Source organism: Pseudomonas sp. SHLD1 (genome assembly GCF_028640935.1).
Taxonomy (GTDB): Bacteria; Pseudomonadota; Gammaproteobacteria; order Pseudomonadales; family Pseudomonadaceae; genus Chryseomonas; species Chryseomonas aestiva.
On record NZ_JAQZAD010000032.1, the window covers coordinates 394,457 to 410,151 of the forward strand.

At 67.8% G+C, this 15,695-nt stretch carries 13 protein-coding genes and 1 pseudogene; 8 read left to right on the forward strand and 6 right to left on the reverse strand.

Translation table 11 applies throughout. The features are described 5' to 3' along the window. Positions 1-12: 12 nt before the first annotated feature. Positions 13-2,262, reverse strand: coding sequence for a xanthine dehydrogenase family protein molybdopterin-binding subunit (locus tag PVZ77_RS22755; protein ID WP_273807033.1), 2,250 nt, complete (start codon positions 2,260-2,262; stop codon positions 13-15). A gap of 109 nt (positions 2,263-2,371) precedes the next feature. Here PVZ77_RS22755 and PVZ77_RS22760 point away from each other — a divergent pair, with 109 nt between their 5' ends. Then, positions 2,372-4,069, forward strand: coding sequence for a dihydroxyacetone kinase family protein (locus PVZ77_RS22760; protein WP_273807034.1), 1,698 nt, complete (start codon positions 2,372-2,374; stop codon positions 4,067-4,069). On the opposite strand, the gene PVZ77_RS22765 is transcribed toward PVZ77_RS22760, so the two are convergent. From PVZ77_RS22765 to speB, 3 genes are all read right to left on the reverse strand, one after another. Then, complete coding sequence (locus PVZ77_RS22765; protein WP_273807035.1) at positions 4,066-5,445, reverse strand: sodium:solute symporter; 1,380 nt, start codon at positions 5,443-5,445, stop codon at positions 4,066-4,068. The genes PVZ77_RS22760 and PVZ77_RS22765 overlap by 4 nt on opposite strands. A 63-nt stretch (positions 5,446-5,508) precedes the next feature. Then, positions 5,509-7,014, reverse strand: coding sequence for a purine-cytosine permease family protein (locus tag PVZ77_RS22770; RefSeq protein WP_273807036.1), 1,506 nt, complete (start codon positions 7,012-7,014; stop codon positions 5,509-5,511). Between the two features lie 142 nt (positions 7,015-7,156). Next, positions 7,157-8,107 carry an agmatinase gene (gene speB, locus PVZ77_RS22775; protein ID WP_273807038.1) on the reverse strand — a complete coding sequence of 317 codons (951 nt, stop codon included), beginning with the start codon at positions 8,105-8,107 and terminating at the stop codon, positions 7,157-7,159. Positions 8,108-8,243: 136 nt separating this feature from the next. Between speB and PVZ77_RS22780 the strand changes: the two genes are divergently transcribed. From PVZ77_RS22780 to PVZ77_RS22795, 5 genes and pseudogenes are all read left to right on the forward strand, one after another. After that, positions 8,244-9,143: a LysR family transcriptional regulator gene (locus PVZ77_RS22780; protein WP_273807039.1), complete on the forward strand. Its 900-nt coding sequence runs from the start codon at positions 8,244-8,246 to the stop codon at positions 9,141-9,143. 107 nt (positions 9,144-9,250) lie between these two features. Beyond that, positions 9,251-9,580: pseudogene (locus PVZ77_RS26230) on the forward strand (PAS domain-containing protein); the annotation flags it as partial. 93 nt (positions 9,581-9,673) lie between these two features. Beyond that, positions 9,674-10,816, forward strand: a complete 1,143-nt coding sequence (locus PVZ77_RS22785; protein ID WP_405046282.1) for a methyl-accepting chemotaxis protein — start codon at positions 9,674-9,676, stop codon at positions 10,814-10,816. Between the two features lie 60 nt (positions 10,817-10,876). Then, the gene (locus PVZ77_RS22790) at positions 10,877-11,488 is read left to right on the forward strand and encodes a tRNA-uridine aminocarboxypropyltransferase (RefSeq protein WP_273807041.1); all 612 of its coding nucleotides are present in this window, start codon (positions 10,877-10,879) and stop codon (positions 11,486-11,488) included. A gap of 57 nt (positions 11,489-11,545) precedes the next feature. Next, positions 11,546-11,722 carry a hypothetical protein gene (locus tag PVZ77_RS22795; protein WP_273807042.1) on the forward strand — a complete coding sequence of 59 codons (177 nt, stop codon included), beginning with the start codon at positions 11,546-11,548 and terminating at the stop codon, positions 11,720-11,722. A gap of 66 nt (positions 11,723-11,788) precedes the next feature. Here the strand turns inward: PVZ77_RS22795 and PVZ77_RS22800 are convergent, their stop codons facing one another. Beyond that, the gene (locus PVZ77_RS22800; RefSeq protein ID WP_273807043.1) at positions 11,789-12,187 is read right to left on the reverse strand and encodes a YbaN family protein; all 399 of its coding nucleotides are present in this window, start codon (positions 12,185-12,187) and stop codon (positions 11,789-11,791) included. 3 nt (positions 12,188-12,190) lie between these two features. Continuing rightward, positions 12,191-12,775, reverse strand: a complete 585-nt coding sequence (locus PVZ77_RS22805) for a UPF0149 family protein (RefSeq protein ID WP_158895048.1) — start codon at positions 12,773-12,775, stop codon at positions 12,191-12,193. A gap of 162 nt (positions 12,776-12,937) precedes the next feature. Between PVZ77_RS22805 and recQ the strand changes: the two genes are divergently transcribed. Beyond that, entirely contained in the window at positions 12,938-15,076 is a 2,139-nt protein-coding gene (gene recQ, locus PVZ77_RS22810; RefSeq protein ID WP_273807044.1) for a DNA helicase RecQ, read from the forward strand. Positions 15,077-15,149: 73 nt separating this feature from the next. Further along, entirely contained in the window at positions 15,150-15,587 is a 438-nt protein-coding gene (locus tag PVZ77_RS22815) for a MarR family transcriptional regulator (RefSeq protein ID WP_007162293.1), read from the forward strand. Positions 15,588-15,695 lie beyond the last annotated feature (108 nt).

Here is a 15,695-nt window from a genome sequence, read left to right on the forward strand (position 1 = left end):
AGGTCGTTTCGCTCAGCCGAGCAGCCGGTCCAGGGTGATGGGCAGCTGCCGTACCCGTATGCCCGTGGCATGGAAGACGGCATTGGCGATGGCCGGGGCGACGCCGACCACGCCGATTTCGCCGAGGCCCTTGATGCCCAGGGGATGCCCGCGGCTGTCGTCTTCGTCCAGCAGCAGGGCCTGCAGCTCGGGCACATCGGCCTGGGTGGCCACCAGGGCTTCGGCCAGGTCGGCGTTCATCCAGCGCCCCTGGCTCGGGTCCAGTCGGCTCTGCTCCAGCAGGGCCTGGCCCAGGCCCCAGAGCATGCCGCCTTCCAGCTGGTTCTGCGCCAGCCGGCGATTGACGACACGGCCGCCGGCGAAGGCCCCCACCAGCCGGCGCACCCGCACCGTACCCAGCTGCGGGTCCACCGCGACCTCGGCGAACTGGGCGCCGAAGGCGGCGCGACCGAGGGCGGGACGATTCGCCAACTGGCCGGCGGTGCTGGCTTCGACGCTCACCTCCGCGAGGTCATGGCGGCGGAGCAGTTCCACCAGGGCGTGACGTTGCCCGGGGGCCGTGCGGCTCACCAGGGCGCCCTTGGCGAGTCGCCAGTCCCCGGCGTCGGGCGAGGGGGTATCGACCAGTGCGGCCAGGCGCTGGCGCAGGTGGTCGGCGGCCGCCTGGATGGCCGCGCCCAGGCTGAGGGTGGTGGAAGAGCTGGCGGTCAGCGAGCTGTAGGGCAGGTCGGTGTCGCCGCCATGCAGGCGCACGAGTTCCAGGGGCAAGCCGAGGGCTTCGGCCGCGAGTTGGCTCAGGGCCGTCCAGCTGCCTTGGCCCAGTTCGTGGGTCGAGCTTTCCACGTCCGCCGTGCCGTCCGCCTGCAGCCGGATGCGCGCCGAGGCCGCCATCTGGGCAACGTGGTAGACCGCGGTCGCCATGCCGTAGCCGATCAGCAGCTCGCCATCGCGCATGGCGCCGATGCCGGGATCGCGGTCCGCCCAGCCGATGGCCGCCGCACCGGCCGCATAGCACTGGCGCAGACTCTTGCTCGACCAGGGGTTGCCACTCTGGGGCTCCACCTCGGCATGGTTGCGCAAGCGGACCTCCAGCGGGTCGAGACGCAGATGGTGGGCCCATTCGTCCAGGGCACTCTCCACGGCGAACTGGCTGACTGCCACCCCCGGTGCGCGCAGCCAACTCGGGGCATTGAGCGGCAGCCGCACCGTGGCGTGGCCGGTGCGCAGGTGTGGGCAGGCATAGAGCTTTGGCGTCATCTCGCCGACCGGTTCGATGAAGTTGGAGGTGTGGGCGTTCTGGATCAGGGCATCCTGCAGCAGCACGCTGAGCTGGCCATCGCGGTGGCCACCCAGGCGCAGTCGCTGGCGGGTCGCCCCGCGATAAGGCATCAGGGCGAAGGTCTGGCGTCGACTCAGCACCAGCTTCACCGGGCGGCCGAAGAGCTTGGCGGCCATGGCCGCAAGCAGCGGATGGGCATTGCCCTTCTTGCCACCGAAGCCCCCACCGACCAGTGGCGAACGAAAACGGATGTGGGTGGAGAAGTCGGGCTCGGCGCGGCCCGCGCGCATGACCGCCGGAAAGTCCTGGCTGACGCCAAGCGCGAAGGCCTGCGCCAGGGCGTAGGCGTCGCCATAGGTGAATTGGGTGCCGGCATCCACGACCAGTCGGCCCCGATTGTCCCAGGCTGCCAGGGCGGCGCCGGGCTCCAGGGCATTGTGGTGCTGGGGCTCCGTGGTGTACTCCAGCTCCAGGCGTTCCGGCGCCGCTGCCCAGGCGACGTCGGGTTGGCCGCGCTCGGTGATCGCCGGTTCGCCGGCGCCGACCACTTCCGGATACTCGACGGGCAGTCGGGTGAAGTCGAAGTCCTGGCCCAGCGACTCCGCGCCGTACTCCACCTCGATCAGCTGGGCGGCGAACTCGGCCTGGTCCGCTCGCTCGGCCACCACCACCGCGACGACCTGCCCGCTGTAGTGGAGGCGGTCGTCCTGCAACGGCAGAAAGCGCCCCAGTTCGCCGCCGGGCAGGGTGGTGATCGGTTGCAGGCGCGGGGCGTTCAGGTGCGTCATGACCAACAACACCCCGGGCGCCTGCTCGGCGGCTGCCACTGCCAGGCGCTGGATACGCCCCTGAGCCCGTTCGCTCTGCACCAGGGCGGCATGGGCCGGCGTGCCCGCGACCTCGCTGTGGGAGAGGTCGGCGCTGTAGCGGGCGGCGCCGGTGACCTTGGCCAGGCTTTCCAGACGGTGAGGGGCAGAGGACATGGACGGGCTCCGGTAGGTGGCCCTTCGGCAGACTGCCCCGGGTGACGCGCCGTTCGTGCCACTGGTCGCATGCCATACTGCGGCGACCCCTAGCCCTCAGGAGTGCCCGATGAAGAAGCTGATCAATAGCCCCGCCACCGTGGTTCGCGAGCTGCTCGAAGGACTCGTGAGCCTGGACCCCGGACTCGCCCTGCTGGCCGAGGAACAGGTCATCCTGCGCCAGCCCCTGGCCGCTACGGGAGATCGCCCGGTGGCGGTGATTTCCGGCGGCGGCAGTGGTCATGAACCGGCCCATGCCGGCTACGTCGGTGAGGGCATGCTGACCGCCGCGGTGGCGGGCGACGTCTTCACCTCCCCCAGCGTCGATGCCGTGCTGGCGGCCATCCGCGCGGTGGCCGGTCCGGCGGGTGCCCTGCTGGTGGTCAAGAACTACACCGGCGATCGCCTCAACTTCGGGCTGGCCGCCGAACTGGCGCGCAGCGAAGGCATTCCGGTCGAGACGGTGCTGGTGGCGGACGACGCCGCCTTGCGCCATACCGTAGCGCCGGAAAAGCGCCGGGGTATCGCGGGGACCGTGCTGATCCACAAACTCGCGGGCGCAGCGGCCGCCGCCGGGCGATCCCTGGTCGAGGTAGCCGCCCTGGCCCGCGCGGCGAGCGCCGACCTGCGCAGCATGGGTGTCGCCCTGGGTGCCTGCACGGTACCGGCCGTGGGCCACCCGGGTTTCCAGCTGGCGGAGGATGAGGTGGAATGGGGCCTCGGCATCCACGGCGAGCAGGGCGTCGAGCGTGGCCCCTGGCTGGGCGCCGATGCCACCGTGGCGCGCCTGCTGGATACCCTGGTCGAAGACGGCGGCTATCCCGCGGGCACCCGCCTGGCGCTGCTGGTCAATGGCCTCGGTGCAACGCCGCCGCTGGAACTCGCCCTGGTGGCACGGGCGGCATTGAGTCAGTTGCGCCAGCGGGGCCTGGTGGTGGAGCGCGCCTGGACCGGTACCTTCCTCAGTGCGCTGGACATGCCCGGCTGTTCGCTGTCGCTGCTGCCGGTGGACGAGGCGCGCCTGACGCTGCTGGATGCGCCGACCCTGGCCCGTGCCTGGCCGGGTGACGGCCGGGTACCGGCTGCGCCCACCTTATTGCCCACCCCCGCGGTGATATCCGAGGCGAACCCCCGTACCCCGGGCCCCCTGGCGGAGTCCCTGCAGGGGGCGGTGGACGCCGTGATCGCCAGCCTGCTGGCCAACGAAGCCCGCCTCACCGACCTGGACAGCCGCTCGGGTGACGGTGATCTGGGCACCAGCCTGGCCCGTGGCGCCGAGGCGTTGCGTGCCCTGCCGGCCAGCGCCTGGTACACCCCCGCCAGTGCCTTGGCGGCCATGGGTCAGGCGCTGCGCCGCGCCATCGGTGGCAGCTCCGGACCCTTTTATGCCTGTGCGCTGGTCCGCGCCGCTCAGCTGCTGGACGGTGTGGAGCGACCCACGCTGGCCCAGTGGGCCGACGCCTTCGCCGGCGGCGTCCAGGCCCTGGCCGAACTGGGTGGCGCCCAGCCGGGCCAGCGCACCATGCTCGATGCCTTGCGGCCCGCGGCGGATGCCCTGCTCGCCGGTGGCCAGGCGGGCGCCGGCCCCGCGCAGGCCTTTGCCACAGCCCTCGCCGCCGCTCGCCAGGGGGCCGAGGCCACCGCCGAGATGCTGCCGGCACAGGGCCGCGCCAGCTACCTGGGCGAACGCGTCCGCGGCATTCCCGATGGTGGCGCCGTGGCGGTGGTCTGCTGGCTGGAAGCCCTGGAACCGGTGATCGCCGGCTAGGCCGACCGCGCGACTACCTGGGTACGCGCCGTGAGCAGGCTCACCAGCACGAAGCTGAGCAGGCTCAGGCCCAGGCTGAAATAGATCGGCGTATTGGCCTCCAGGCCGTCCTTGAGCATGAAGACGATGGCCGCGCCGGAACCCAGCAGCATGCTTGCCAGGGCGCCGGCCGTGGTGGCACGCGGCCAGAGGATGGCACCGAGCAGCGGCACCAGGATGCCGCCCACCAGCAGGTTGTAGGCCAGCGTCAGGGCACCGATGACGTCGCTCACCAGCAGGGCGACGGCGAGCACGGCCAGACCGGTGAGCAGGGTGAAGAGACGCGCCATGCCCAGGGTCGAGGCCTTGCCGCCGCGCAGGCGCGGCAGCAGGTCTTCGGTCAGGGTGGTGGCGGCCGCCAGCAGCCCGGCACTGGCGGTGGACATCATGGCCGCCAGGGCGGCGGCGATCACCAGGCCGCGGATACCGTCGGGCAAGGCGCTACGGACGATGGCGGCGAAGGCATTGTTGGCGTCCGCGAGGTCCGGCAGCAGCACCCGGGCGCACATGCCGATCAGGGCACCCACCAGGCCGTAGATCACGCAGTAGACGCCGGCCAGGCTGCCCGCCACTCGCGCCACGCCTTCGCTGCGAGCGGTGAAGACCCGCTGCCAGATGTCCTGGCCGATGAGGATGCCGAAGAAATAGATCAGGAAGTAGGTGAGGATGGTGTCATAGCCGAGGGTGGTCAGGGCGAAGGCGCTGGCTGGCAGCTTGGCCACCAGGGCGTCCCAGCCGCCGACCCGGGTCAGGCAGATCGGCAGCAGCACGAACATCAGGCCCGCGGTCTTGATGACGAACTGGACGATATCGGTCAGCGTCAGTGACCACATGCCGCCGATGCTGGAGTAGATTACCACCACGCCACCGCCGAGCAGGATGGCGCTCCAGAAGGGCAGGTCGAACAGCACCTGGATCACCGTGCCCATGGCCAGCACCGAGACCACGCTGAGCATCAGCGCATAGATGAACATGATCGCGGCGCTGGCCTGGCGGGCCAGCGGCGTGTAGCGCCGTTCCAGCACCTGGGTCACGGTGTAGATGCGCAGCTTGAGCAGCGGCTTGGCGAGGAACAGGTTGAGCACCAGGATGCCGCCGCCCAGCATGGCACACAGCCAGAAGCCGGACAGGCCATGGATGTAGCCCAGGCGGACCGTGCCCACGGTGGCGGCGCCACCCAGCACGGTGGCGGCCATGGTGCCCAGGTAGCAGAGCGGGCCGAGGTTGCGGCCGGCGACGAGGAATTCTTCCTGATTGCGCGCGCGGCGCATGCCGTACCAACCGAGCAGGAGCATGGCCAGGGCGTAGGCCAGGACGACGGAAATATCCAGGATCATTGACGGGATCTCTTGTAGCGGAAGGCAGGGCCGGACGCACCGGCCCATCGAAGGGGCTCGGGGTCAGGCGGCGCGAATGCCGTCCAGCGGTGCGCGGGCACCATGGCGTCTGGGCCGCCGTGCGCCGGCCGGGCCATAGACGGCAGCCGGTTCCGGGAACAGCAGGAGCAGCAGCAGATAGAGCAGCGCGGCGCTGCCCAGCGCCAGCGGCAAGCTCAGGTCGATGCCGCCCGCCAGCTCACCCAGGGGGCCCACGAACTGGCCGGGAAGATTGACGAAGGCGAGGCCGAGCAGGGCGCTGGGAACCCAGGCGCCCATGCCGCGCCAGTTCCAGCCATGGTGGAACCAGTAGCGACCCCCCTGCTCACCGCGGGTGAACACCTGCAGGTCGTCCGGGCAATAGAAGCCACGGCGTACCAGCAGGCCGAGGATCATGATCACCATCCAGGGGCTGGTGCAGGTCACGATCAGCACGGCGAAGGTGGACACGCTCTGTACCAGGTTGAAGCTGAAGCGCCCGATGAAGATGAAGGCGATGGCCGCCAGGCCGATCAGCAGGGTCGCCCGCACCCGGGTCAGCAACCGCGGCAGCACGCTGGAGAGATCCAGGCCGGTGCCATAGAGCGCCGTGGTACCAGTGGAAAGACCGCCGATGACCGCCAGCAGGCAGACCGGCAAAAAATACCAGGTGGGGGCGATGGCCAGCAGGCCGCCGACATAGTTGTTCTGGGCGATGTAGTCGGGGGCCTTTACCGCCACCAGCGAGGCGGTGGCCAGGCCGAACAGGAAGGGCAGCAGGGTGGCGGCCTGGGCCGCGATCACCGCCAGCAGGATGCGCAGGCGCGGCGTGCGTCGGGGAATGTAGCGCGACCAGTCGCCGAGAAAGGCGCCAAAGGACACCGGATTGCTCATGGCCACCAGCGCTGCGCCGACGAAGGCCGCCCAGAAGCCGGGCTCGCCCAGTCGCAGGGTGCCGGCGTAACCGGCATCGAAGCCGCCGACGAAGGCCGGGATGCCCAGCAGGAACAGCAGGCTGGCACTCACCACGGCGATCTTGTTGACCCATAGCATGAAGCGAAAGCCATACAGGCAGACCGTCAGTACCAGCACGGCGAACAGCCCGTAGGCCAGCCCCAGGCTGAGGGCGTTCTCCGGCAGTCCGGCCAGGCGCTGGGCGCCGCCCACCAAGGCGTCGCCGGAGCTCCATACCGACAGCGAGAAGAAGGCGATGGCGGTCAGCAGCGAGAGAAAGGAGCCGACGATACGGCCATGGACGCCGAAGTGAGCGCCGGAGGAGACGGCGTTGTTGGTGCCGTTGAGCGCCCCGAACAGGCCCATGGGCGCCAGGATGAGGGCGCCGCACAGGACGCCGGTCGCGATGGCCAGCACCCCGGCCTGGAACGACAGGCCGAACAGGATCGGAAAGCTGCCGAGCACGGCGGTGGCGAAGGTATTGGCCCCGCCGAAGATCAGGCGGAACAGATCGAAGGGCGTGGCATGGCGTTCGGGATCGGGAATCTGCTCGACGCCAAAGGTTTCGATACGGGTGATGCCGTCATGATGGTCCATGGATGACGCCTCGACACGGTTATCCGCGGGGCAGGCCCGCGTTCTTGTTGTCGGCGGGCCAGGCGGCCCACCGGTGTTCGGCAGCGAAAAAAAAAGGCAACGGGTGGGCGACCGTCATGGCGGGTCGCCGCACCTTGGAACGTCAGCGGTAAGCCACCCCCGGCAGTACGCAGAGCATCTCGTAGAGCAGATTGGCACCGAGCAGGGCGGTGTTGCCGGTGGTGTCATAGGGCGGCGAGACTTCCACCAGGTCGCAGCCCACCAAGTCGAGGCCGCGGCAGCCGCGGATGATCTCGAGCGCCTGGATGGTGGTCAGCCCGCCGATCTCCGGGGTACCGGTGCCTGGCGCCCAGGCCGGGTCGATGCTGTCGATATCGTAGGACAGGTACACCGGCCCGCCGCCAACCCGCTCGCGGACCTCGGCCATCAGGGGCGTGAGCGACCGGTGCCAGCATTCCTCGGCCTGGATTACCCGGAAGCCCTGCTCACGGCACCAGTCGAAATCGTCGGCGGCGTAGCCCTGGGCGCGCAAGCCGATCTGCACCACCCGGTCGCAGTCCAGCAGGCCTTCCTCCACCGCACGGCGGAAGGTGGTGCCATGGGCGATCTTCTCGCCGAACATGTGCTCGTTGACGTCGGCATGGGCGTCCACGTGCACCAGGCCGACCTTGCCGTACTTCTTCTTCATGGCGCGCAGGATCGGCAGGGTCAGGGTGTGGTCACCGCCCAGGGTGAGGGGGATGGCCTCGTGCTCCAGCACCCGGTCGTAGTGCTCCTCGATCAGGCGTACCGTATCGAGCAGGTTGAAGGTGTTGATGGCGACGTCGCCAAGGTCGGCGACACTCAGGGAGTCGAAGGGCGCTGCACCGGTGGCCATGTTGTACGGCCTGATCATCACCGACTCGCTGCGCAGCTGCCGCGGACCGAAGCGGGTACCGGACCGCAGCGAGGTACCGATGTCCAGCGGTATGCCGATGAAGGCGGCGTCCAGGCCAAGAGGGGAGGTGAGGTGGGGCAGTCGCAGCATGCTGGCGATACCGCCGAAACGGGGCATCTCGTTGCCGCCCAGCGGCTGGTGCAGGATCTTTTCCACGGGTCATCCTCGTTGTGCTGATGACCCGATTGTGCAAAGCCGCCGCCAGCCGAAGAATCGGCGCGGACAAAAAATCACTTCAGAGATTTCTGAACTAATGGCTAGACTGCCGGGCCGTGTCCACCGGGAGTCCGCCATGGCCAATGCCCTCCACGACATCCGCCTGCTCAAGCTGTTCGCCTGTGTGGTACGCCACCAGGGCTTCGCCGCGGCGCAGCAGGAATTGAATCTGTCGACCTCGGCCATCAGCACCTACATGAGCCAGCTGGAGGGTCAGCTCGGCATCACCCTCTGTCATCGCGGTCGTGGTGGTTTCGCCCTGACCAGCAAGGGTGAACTCTTCCATCAGGAAACCCTGCGCATCCTGGGCGAGATCGAAGGCTTCGAACGCTATGCCACCACCCTCAAGGGCGAGCTGAGCGGTACGCTCAACCTGGGCGTGCTGGATTCGCTGTCCAGCGAGCCGGCGCTGCCGCTGGCCAATGTGATCGGCAGCTATACCCACGACTATCCTGGCGTTCACCTGCACCTGGCCGTGACCAGCCCCTATGAATTGCAGCTCGGCGTACTGGAAGGGCGGCTGGATCTGGCGGTGGGCGCCTTTTCCGCGCGGATGAACGGGGTGGTCTATCAGCCGCTGTATCGCGAGCAGCACTGGCTCTACTGCAGCGATCGCCATCCGCTGTTCCAGGAGCGGCGCATTCCCGCCGAGGTGATCACTCGCCAGCGCATGGTGCGGCGGGGCTACTGGAGTCAGGCGGAACTGGCTCGGCATGGCTTCAAGGAGAGCGCCGCCACCGTCGAAAGCATGGAGGCGCAACTGATCCTGATTCTCTCCGGAGCCTATATCGGCTATCTGCCGGAGCACTATGTCCACGCCTGGGTCGATCAGGGCCGGCTCAAGGCCCTGCAGCCGGCGACCTTCGGCTATCAGGCGCCGTTCTCCCTCATCACCCGTCGAGGACGCGGACGAGAGCCGCTTATCGAGAGTTTTCAGCGCATCCTTAAAGCCCAGATGCAACATGCCGATAGTTAGTATGACGATAACCAAATGGTTACCGTTGGCGCCTGTGCAGGCAGTTGGCCACCATTGAACTGGTTGATGTCGCACGGAGTAGATAACCCGCTAGATAAGGCACCCGCATGCGCACGAATTTGCCGGTCACCCAGCAAGGCCGTACCTTCAAGCAAGAGGAACGACTCATCTCCACCACTGACCTGCAGGGGAACATCACCTACTGCAACGAGGCCTTCATCGCCATCAGTGGCTATACAAGGGAGGAGCTGATCGGCAGTCCGCACAACCTGGTGCGTCATCCCGACATGCCGCCGCCGGTGTTCGGCCACATGTGGGCGACCCTCAAGGAGGGCAAGCCGTGGATGGGCATCGTCAAGAATCGCTGCAAGAACGGCGATTTCTACTGGGTCAGCGCCTATGTCACCCCGATCCTCGAACAGGGCCGGGTGATCGGCTACGAATCCGTGCGTTCGCTGCCCAGCGCCAGCGAAGTCCGTCGCGCTGGCGAACTCTATGCCCGCATCAATGCCGGCAAGGCGCCCGTGCCCGTGACCCGCCGCCTGGGCAGCGCCATCGCCGCCTGCTGGTCGACGGTAGCGGCCACCGGCGTCATCCTGAGCGGCCATTTCCTGCTGGATGACACCAGTCAGGCGGTCCTCATCGTCGCGGCGCTGCTGGGTATCAGCGCGCACCAGCTCTATCGTCAGCGCGCCAGCATCGAGCGCATCCTCGCCGATCATCCGAAGATGTTTTCCAGTGCCGTGGTGGCCCCGACCTACAGCGACCAGTGCGGCGCTCCGGCACGCCTGGATCTGGCGCTGCACAGCGAAGCCGCGCGCCTGCAGACGGCCCTGACCCGTCTGGCCGACGTGGGCGACAGCGTGCGCGTCAAGGCGCGCGAATCCTCCCAGCTGGCCCAGTCCGAGGCCGAATTGCTGGATCAGCAGCGCCACGAGACCGACCAGTCCGCCGCGGCCATCACCCAGATGACCTCCACCATCCACGAGGTCTCGCAGAACGTCCAGGAGACCGCTCAGGCGGCGGCCAACGCCGAGAGCCTGGTGCACTCCGGGCGTGATAAGGCCGAAGAGAGCCTGACGTCCATGCGCGAACTCGGTGCCGCGGTCAGCGACATCGGCCAGGCCGTGGGCGAACTGGCCAGTTCGACCCAGAGCATCGGCAGCGTCGCCGATGTCATCACCGCCATCGCCGAGCAGACCAACCTGCTGGCCCTCAACGCCGCCATCGAGGCCGCCCGTGCCGGTGAGGCCGGTCGCGGATTCGCCGTGGTGGCCGACGAGGTGCGCTCGCTGGCCTCCCGCACTCGCGAATCCACCGAACAGATCCACCAGATCATCGCCAATCTGCAGGCCAATGCCGACCGCGCCGTGGCCACCGCCAGTCGCGGCGAAGAGACCTCGCGCCAGAGCGAACGCCATTCGGCGGCGGTACGCGAGTCTTTGGAAGGCATCAGCGAATCGGTCAGCCTCATCACCGCCATGAGCCAGCAGATGGCCACCGCGGTGGAAGAGCAGAGCCATGTGTCCGAAGACATCAACCGGCAGATCAGCCGCATCGCCGATCTCTCCGATCACAGCTCCGCCCAGGCTCGTCGTGGCTCGGAACTGAGTCGTGAACTGGAAGGCATGGCCGACTATCTGCACGATCTCACCGCCCGCTTCAATCGCTGAGTCGGGGAGGGCGGCGGTGATCCGGTATGATCGCCGCCCCGATTCGCTCCGGAAGTCCAGATGTCCCGTCCCGCCTGCGCGCGCTGTCAGCGGCCCCTGCCGTTGTGCCTGTGCGCGCTGATCCCCTCGCTGACCAGCCGCACCCGGGTACTGCTGCTGCAGCATCCCAGTGAGCGCCGTCACCCGCTCAACACGGCACGCCTGGCGGCGCTGGGACTCAGCAACGCACGCCTCGAAATCGGCGAGACCTTCGCCGAATTGCCGCTCTGGCTCGTCGGCCATGACGCCTGGCTGCTGTTCCCCGGGCCCGGGGCGATCCCGGTGGATCGGTTGCCGCCCACTGCTGCGACAGAATCGCGACGGCTGCTGGTGATTCCCGACGGCACCTGGCGCAAGGCACGCCTGCTGCTGCATGCCAATCCGCTGTTGGCGGCCCTGCCCAGGCTCACCCTGCCGCCCGGCGCACCGTCGCGTTACCGGGTACGCAAGGCACCGGCGGCGGATGCGTTGTCGACCGTGGAGGCCGTGGTCGCGGCGTTGAATGCACTGGAGGCTCCGCGCCGCTTCGACGCCTTGCTGGCACCTTTCGAGGCGCTGATCGACGGCCAGATCGCCGCCATGGGACCGGAAACCTTTGCTCGCAATCATGGCGGGGCAGCACCAGGCGATTGAGGGAATTACCCCGCGGCTGGACGACTCTACCTAGGGAGTCAGCAGAGGAGTCACCCCATGTCCCGCTTCCCGATCCACCAGCACAGCGAACTCGCCAGCTTTACCGCCCTGGTCCAGCCCCGCGCGGGCGGTGAACCCGATCAGCCCGATCCCGCACCCATCCAGCCCAGCGAACCGGGCGAGCCCACCGTCCCCGATCAGGCGCCCCCGACCCCCATGGCCAGGGCCGCCTGACGCCCCAGCGCCACCCATGAAAAAGGGCGATCATCGCTGATCGCCCTTTTTCATGCCTGACGGTGGCTAGTGTCGGGTCTTTTGCCGGAGCAGGTAAACCGTTACCGCCGCGCAACTGGTGAAGGCCGCCACCCGGGCCCAGACATAGGGCACCAGCCAGCAGGAAAACCCCACGCTGATCCACATGGCGACGATGGCGTAGACCTTGCCCTTGAGCGGGATGCCGTCGCCTTCCAGATAGGGTTTGACCCAGGGCCCCAGCCATCTGTGGTTGATCAGCCACAGGTAGAACCGCTCCGAACTGCGCATGAAGCAGGCCGCGGCCAGCAATAGGAAGGGCGTGGTGGGCAGCAGCGGCAGAAAGGCGCCGATGATGCCCAGGGCCACGCTCAACCAGCCGATGCCCAGCAGCAGGTAGCGGACCCAGCCCTTGCGCTGGCGGGGTCTGGGAGTGGCCTCGTCCATCGCTCAGTGACGCGGCTTCAGCAGCGCCGGCTTTTCTTCGGGGGAATGGCAGAGCAGGAACAGCTGGGTCAGCAATTCCGGAATCTGCACCATCATGTCGGCGACCAGGCGGCGGTCCTGGGCGATCTCGGCGAACTCCGGCTGTTCGTCGAACAGACCCGAACCAACCATGATCGGCAGCAGCAGCTCGCTGACTTCGTCCTCGGCATCTTCGAACCACACGGCTTCGCGCAGGAAGACCCCTTCCATGAAGCCGATGCACCAGCCGCGCAGCTCGGAGTCGTCCGGCTCCGGGCCGAGCTCCAGGTCGCACGGCAGGTCCAGCTCTTCGTCACTGCCCAGCACGCGCAGGATATGCGCCTTGAGCTGCACCAGGGAGCGCTCGATCTCTTCCTGCTGGGCAGCGTCGCGATACTGCGGCGGTTCGGCGAAGAGCGCGTCGATCCACTCGCGTTCGGGAACCTCTTCCGGGCAGATGGACAGGGCGGTCAGGTAGCCATGGGCGGCTACGTAGTCGAGCGCTTCTTCGTGCAGATCGTCTGCATCGAGAAAATCGCGCAGACGGGTCAATTGTTCGGCGAAGGACATCGGCTACTTACCTCGGAAAGGATTCGAAAGGGCAGAACGGCCGGAATTGTAGACGAGCGCCCGGGTCACGTCGAACCCGACGGCCTGGGGCCGGCCGACGGAAAAGCACCGCCGCAGCGACCCCGGCATCCGTATAATGGCCTTTCCATTCGAGGAGGCTTCATGTCAGAACCCGCGCTGCGCATCCTTAAAGACGTCTTTGGCTACGACGCGTTCCGTGGCAACCAGGCCCGGATCATCGAGCGTGTGGCCAGTGGTGGCGATGCGCTGGTGCTGATGCCCACGGGCGGCGGCAAATCCCTGTGCTACCAGGTGCCGGCGCTCCTGCGGCCCGGTGTGGCCGTGGTGGTCTCGCCACTGATCGCGCTGATGGACGACCAGGTCGCCACCCTCCTGGAGCTGGGCGTGTCGGCGACGGCGCTCAATTCCACCATGACCGGCGAACAGCAGAGATCCGTCGCCGCGCAGCTGGAGCGCGGCGAGATCAAGCTGCTCTATCTCGCGCCCGAGCGCCTGGTCCAGCCGCGCATGCTGGACTTCCTCAAGCGCCTGCCGATCGCCCTGTTCGCCATCGATGAAGCCCACTGCGTGTCCCAGTGGGGGCATGACTTCCGTCCGGAATACATGCAGCTCGGCCAACTGGCCGAACACTTCCCCGACGTGCCGCGCCTGGCGCTCACTGCCACCGCGGATTCCCGCACCCGCGAAGAGATGGCCAGCCGCCTGCACCTGGAAGAGGCCGAGCGTTTCCTCTCCAGCTTCGATCGCCCCAACATCTTCTACCGCATCGTGCCCAAGGAAGCGCCGCGCAAGCAGCTGCTGGCCTTTCTCGCCGAGCGTCGCGGCGATGCCGGCATCGTCTACTGCATGTCGCGCAAGAAGGTCGAGGAGGTGGCCGAGCAGCTCAGCAACCAGGGCTTCCCCGCCTTGCCCTATCACGCCGGCCTGCCCAACGACGTGCGCGCCGCCAACCAGAAGCGTTTCCTCAACGAGGAAGGGCTGATCATGGTCGCCACCATCGCCTTCGGCATGGGCATCGACAAGCCCAACGTGCGCTTCGTCGCTCACCTCGATCTGCCCAAGAGCCTGGAAGCCTACTACCAGGAAACCGGCCGGGCCGGCCGCGATGGCCTGCCCGCTGACGCCTGGATGGCCTACGGCCTGCAGGACGTGCTGCTGCTGCGGCAGATGATGCAGAACTCCGAGGGCGACGAGCGCCACAAGCGCATCGAGCGGCACAAGCTCGAAGCCATGCTGGCGCTGTGCGAGGAAACCCGTTGCCGGCGCCAGGTGCTGCTGGCCTATTTCGACGAGCACCTGCCCCAGCCCTGTGGCCATTGCGACAACTGCATCGACACCGTCGAGACCTGGGATGCCACCGAGCCGGCGCGTCAGGCGTTGTCGGCCATCTACCGCAGCGGTCAGCGCTATGGGGTAGGGCACCTGGTCGACATCCTGCTCGGTCGCGAGACCGAAAAGATCACCAGCCTCGGCCACCAGCGGCTCGCCGTGTTCGGCCTGGGCAAGGCCCGCGGCGAGGACGAGTGGCGCACCCTGTTCCGCCAACTGGTGGCCCGCGGCCTGGCCGAGGTGGATGTCGACGGCTATGGCGGCCTGCGCCTGACCGAAAGTTGCCGGCCGCTGCTGCGGGGCGAGGTTCGCATCGAATTGCGCCGTGACCCCAAGCCCCAGCGTGGCCGGGGCAGCAGTGGCAGCGGTTCGGCTAGCGCCGCCAGCCAGCTGGTGCGCGCCGACGAGCGCGAACTCTGGGAGGTCCTGCGCACCCTGAGACGCAAGCTGGCCGAAGAGCATTCGGTGCCGCCCTATGTGATCTTCCCCGACGCCACCCTGCTGGAGATGCTGCGCAGCCAGCCGCGCTCGCTGGACGAGATGAGCCGGGTCAGCGGCGTGGGCGCCCGCAAGCTGGAGCGTTATGGTCAGGCTTTCCTCGACGTCCTCAATGACGGCGACGCCGCGGCGGCTCCGGTCGCCGACGTACGCCACGAGGTGCTGACCCTGGTACGCGCCGGCATGACGCCCGAGCAGGCTGCGCGGCAGCTCAATTGCTCGGAAAAGAATGTCTATGCACTATTGGCCGAAGCCATCGCCGGGCAGCAGATCGCCCTAGAACAGGCCCTCGACCTGCCGGAGGATCTGCTGGCGGAAATCCAGGATGCCTTCCTCGAAGACGAGGGCGAGTTGCCACCGGTCGCCCATGTCGCCGCGCGCTTCGAGGGGCGGGTGGCGACTGGGGCGCTGTACTGTGTGCGGGCAGCCTTGCAGGCGGAATTGGCGGACTAGCGAGGCGCGGCGGTTGCCCCGCCATGCCTGTAACCAGAATAATGAGAAAATCCAAGTACAAGGTTTAGCCTGAATGACCCCTACCGATCCACACCTGTTTGGCCGCCAGATCTTCCACGTCTCCCGTGCCTGGCGCGCCGAGCTAGACCGGCGCCTGAGTCACCTGGGGCTGTCTCAGGCGCGCTGGCAGGTGTTGCTGAACCTGGCCCGGATGAAGGGTGTGCAGCCCACCCAACGTGAACTCGCCCAGAGCATCAGCATCGAGGGGCCGACCCTGGCACGGTTGCTGGACGGCCTGGAAAAGCAGGGTCTGGTCAAGCGTCTGGCGGTCACCGAGGACCGTCGCGCCAAGCGCATCATGCTGACCCAGGAAGCCGGTCCGCTGATCGAGAAGATCGAGACCATCGCCGAAGCCCTGCGCAAGGAACTGCTCAGCGGCCTCGACGATGAAGAGATCGCCATCTGCCAGCAGGTGCATCAGCGCGTCCTGGCCAATCTCGAGCGCGGCTGACCGCCGTCTGGCGGCTAGGGGCGCCCGGGCTCCTCCGCCCAGCCCCGGGGTCGGGTCTGGCCGGAGCGTCTGGCATCGCTGCTGGCGCTCCCAGCCATCCTTGGCCGC

What these genes read in the sequence shown, in the direction of transcription:
- PVZ77_RS22755 (WP_273807033.1), bottom strand. Translation starts at nt 2,262, where the DNA reads ATGTCCTCTGCCCCTCACCGTCTGGAAAGCCTGGCCAAGGTCACCGGC.
- PVZ77_RS22760 (WP_273807034.1), top strand. Translation starts at nt 2,372, where the DNA reads ATGAAGAAGCTGATCAATAGCCCCGCCACCGTGGTTCGCGAGCTGCTC.
- PVZ77_RS22765 (WP_273807035.1), bottom strand. Translation starts at nt 5,445, where the DNA reads ATGATCCTGGATATTTCCGTCGTCCTGGCCTACGCCCTGGCCATGCTC.
- PVZ77_RS22770 (WP_273807036.1), bottom strand. Translation starts at nt 7,014, where the DNA reads ATGGACCATCATGACGGCATCACCCGTATCGAAACCTTTGGCGTCGAG.
- PVZ77_RS22780 (WP_273807039.1), top strand. Translation starts at nt 8,244, where the DNA reads ATGGCCAATGCCCTCCACGACATCCGCCTGCTCAAGCTGTTCGCCTGT.
- PVZ77_RS22790 (WP_273807041.1), top strand. Translation starts at nt 10,877, where the DNA reads ATGTCCCGTCCCGCCTGCGCGCGCTGTCAGCGGCCCCTGCCGTTGTGC.
- PVZ77_RS22795 (WP_273807042.1), top strand. Translation starts at nt 11,546, where the DNA reads ATGTCCCGCTTCCCGATCCACCAGCACAGCGAACTCGCCAGCTTTACC.
- PVZ77_RS22800 (WP_273807043.1), bottom strand. Translation starts at nt 12,187, where the DNA reads ATGGACGAGGCCACTCCCAGACCCCGCCAGCGCAAGGGCTGGGTCCGC.
- PVZ77_RS22805 (WP_158895048.1), bottom strand. Translation starts at nt 12,775, where the DNA reads ATGTCCTTCGCCGAACAATTGACCCGTCTGCGCGATTTTCTCGATGCA.
- recQ (WP_273807044.1), top strand. Translation starts at nt 12,938, where the DNA reads ATGTCAGAACCCGCGCTGCGCATCCTTAAAGACGTCTTTGGCTACGAC.
- PVZ77_RS22815 (WP_007162293.1), top strand. Translation starts at nt 15,150, where the DNA reads ATGACCCCTACCGATCCACACCTGTTTGGCCGCCAGATCTTCCACGTC.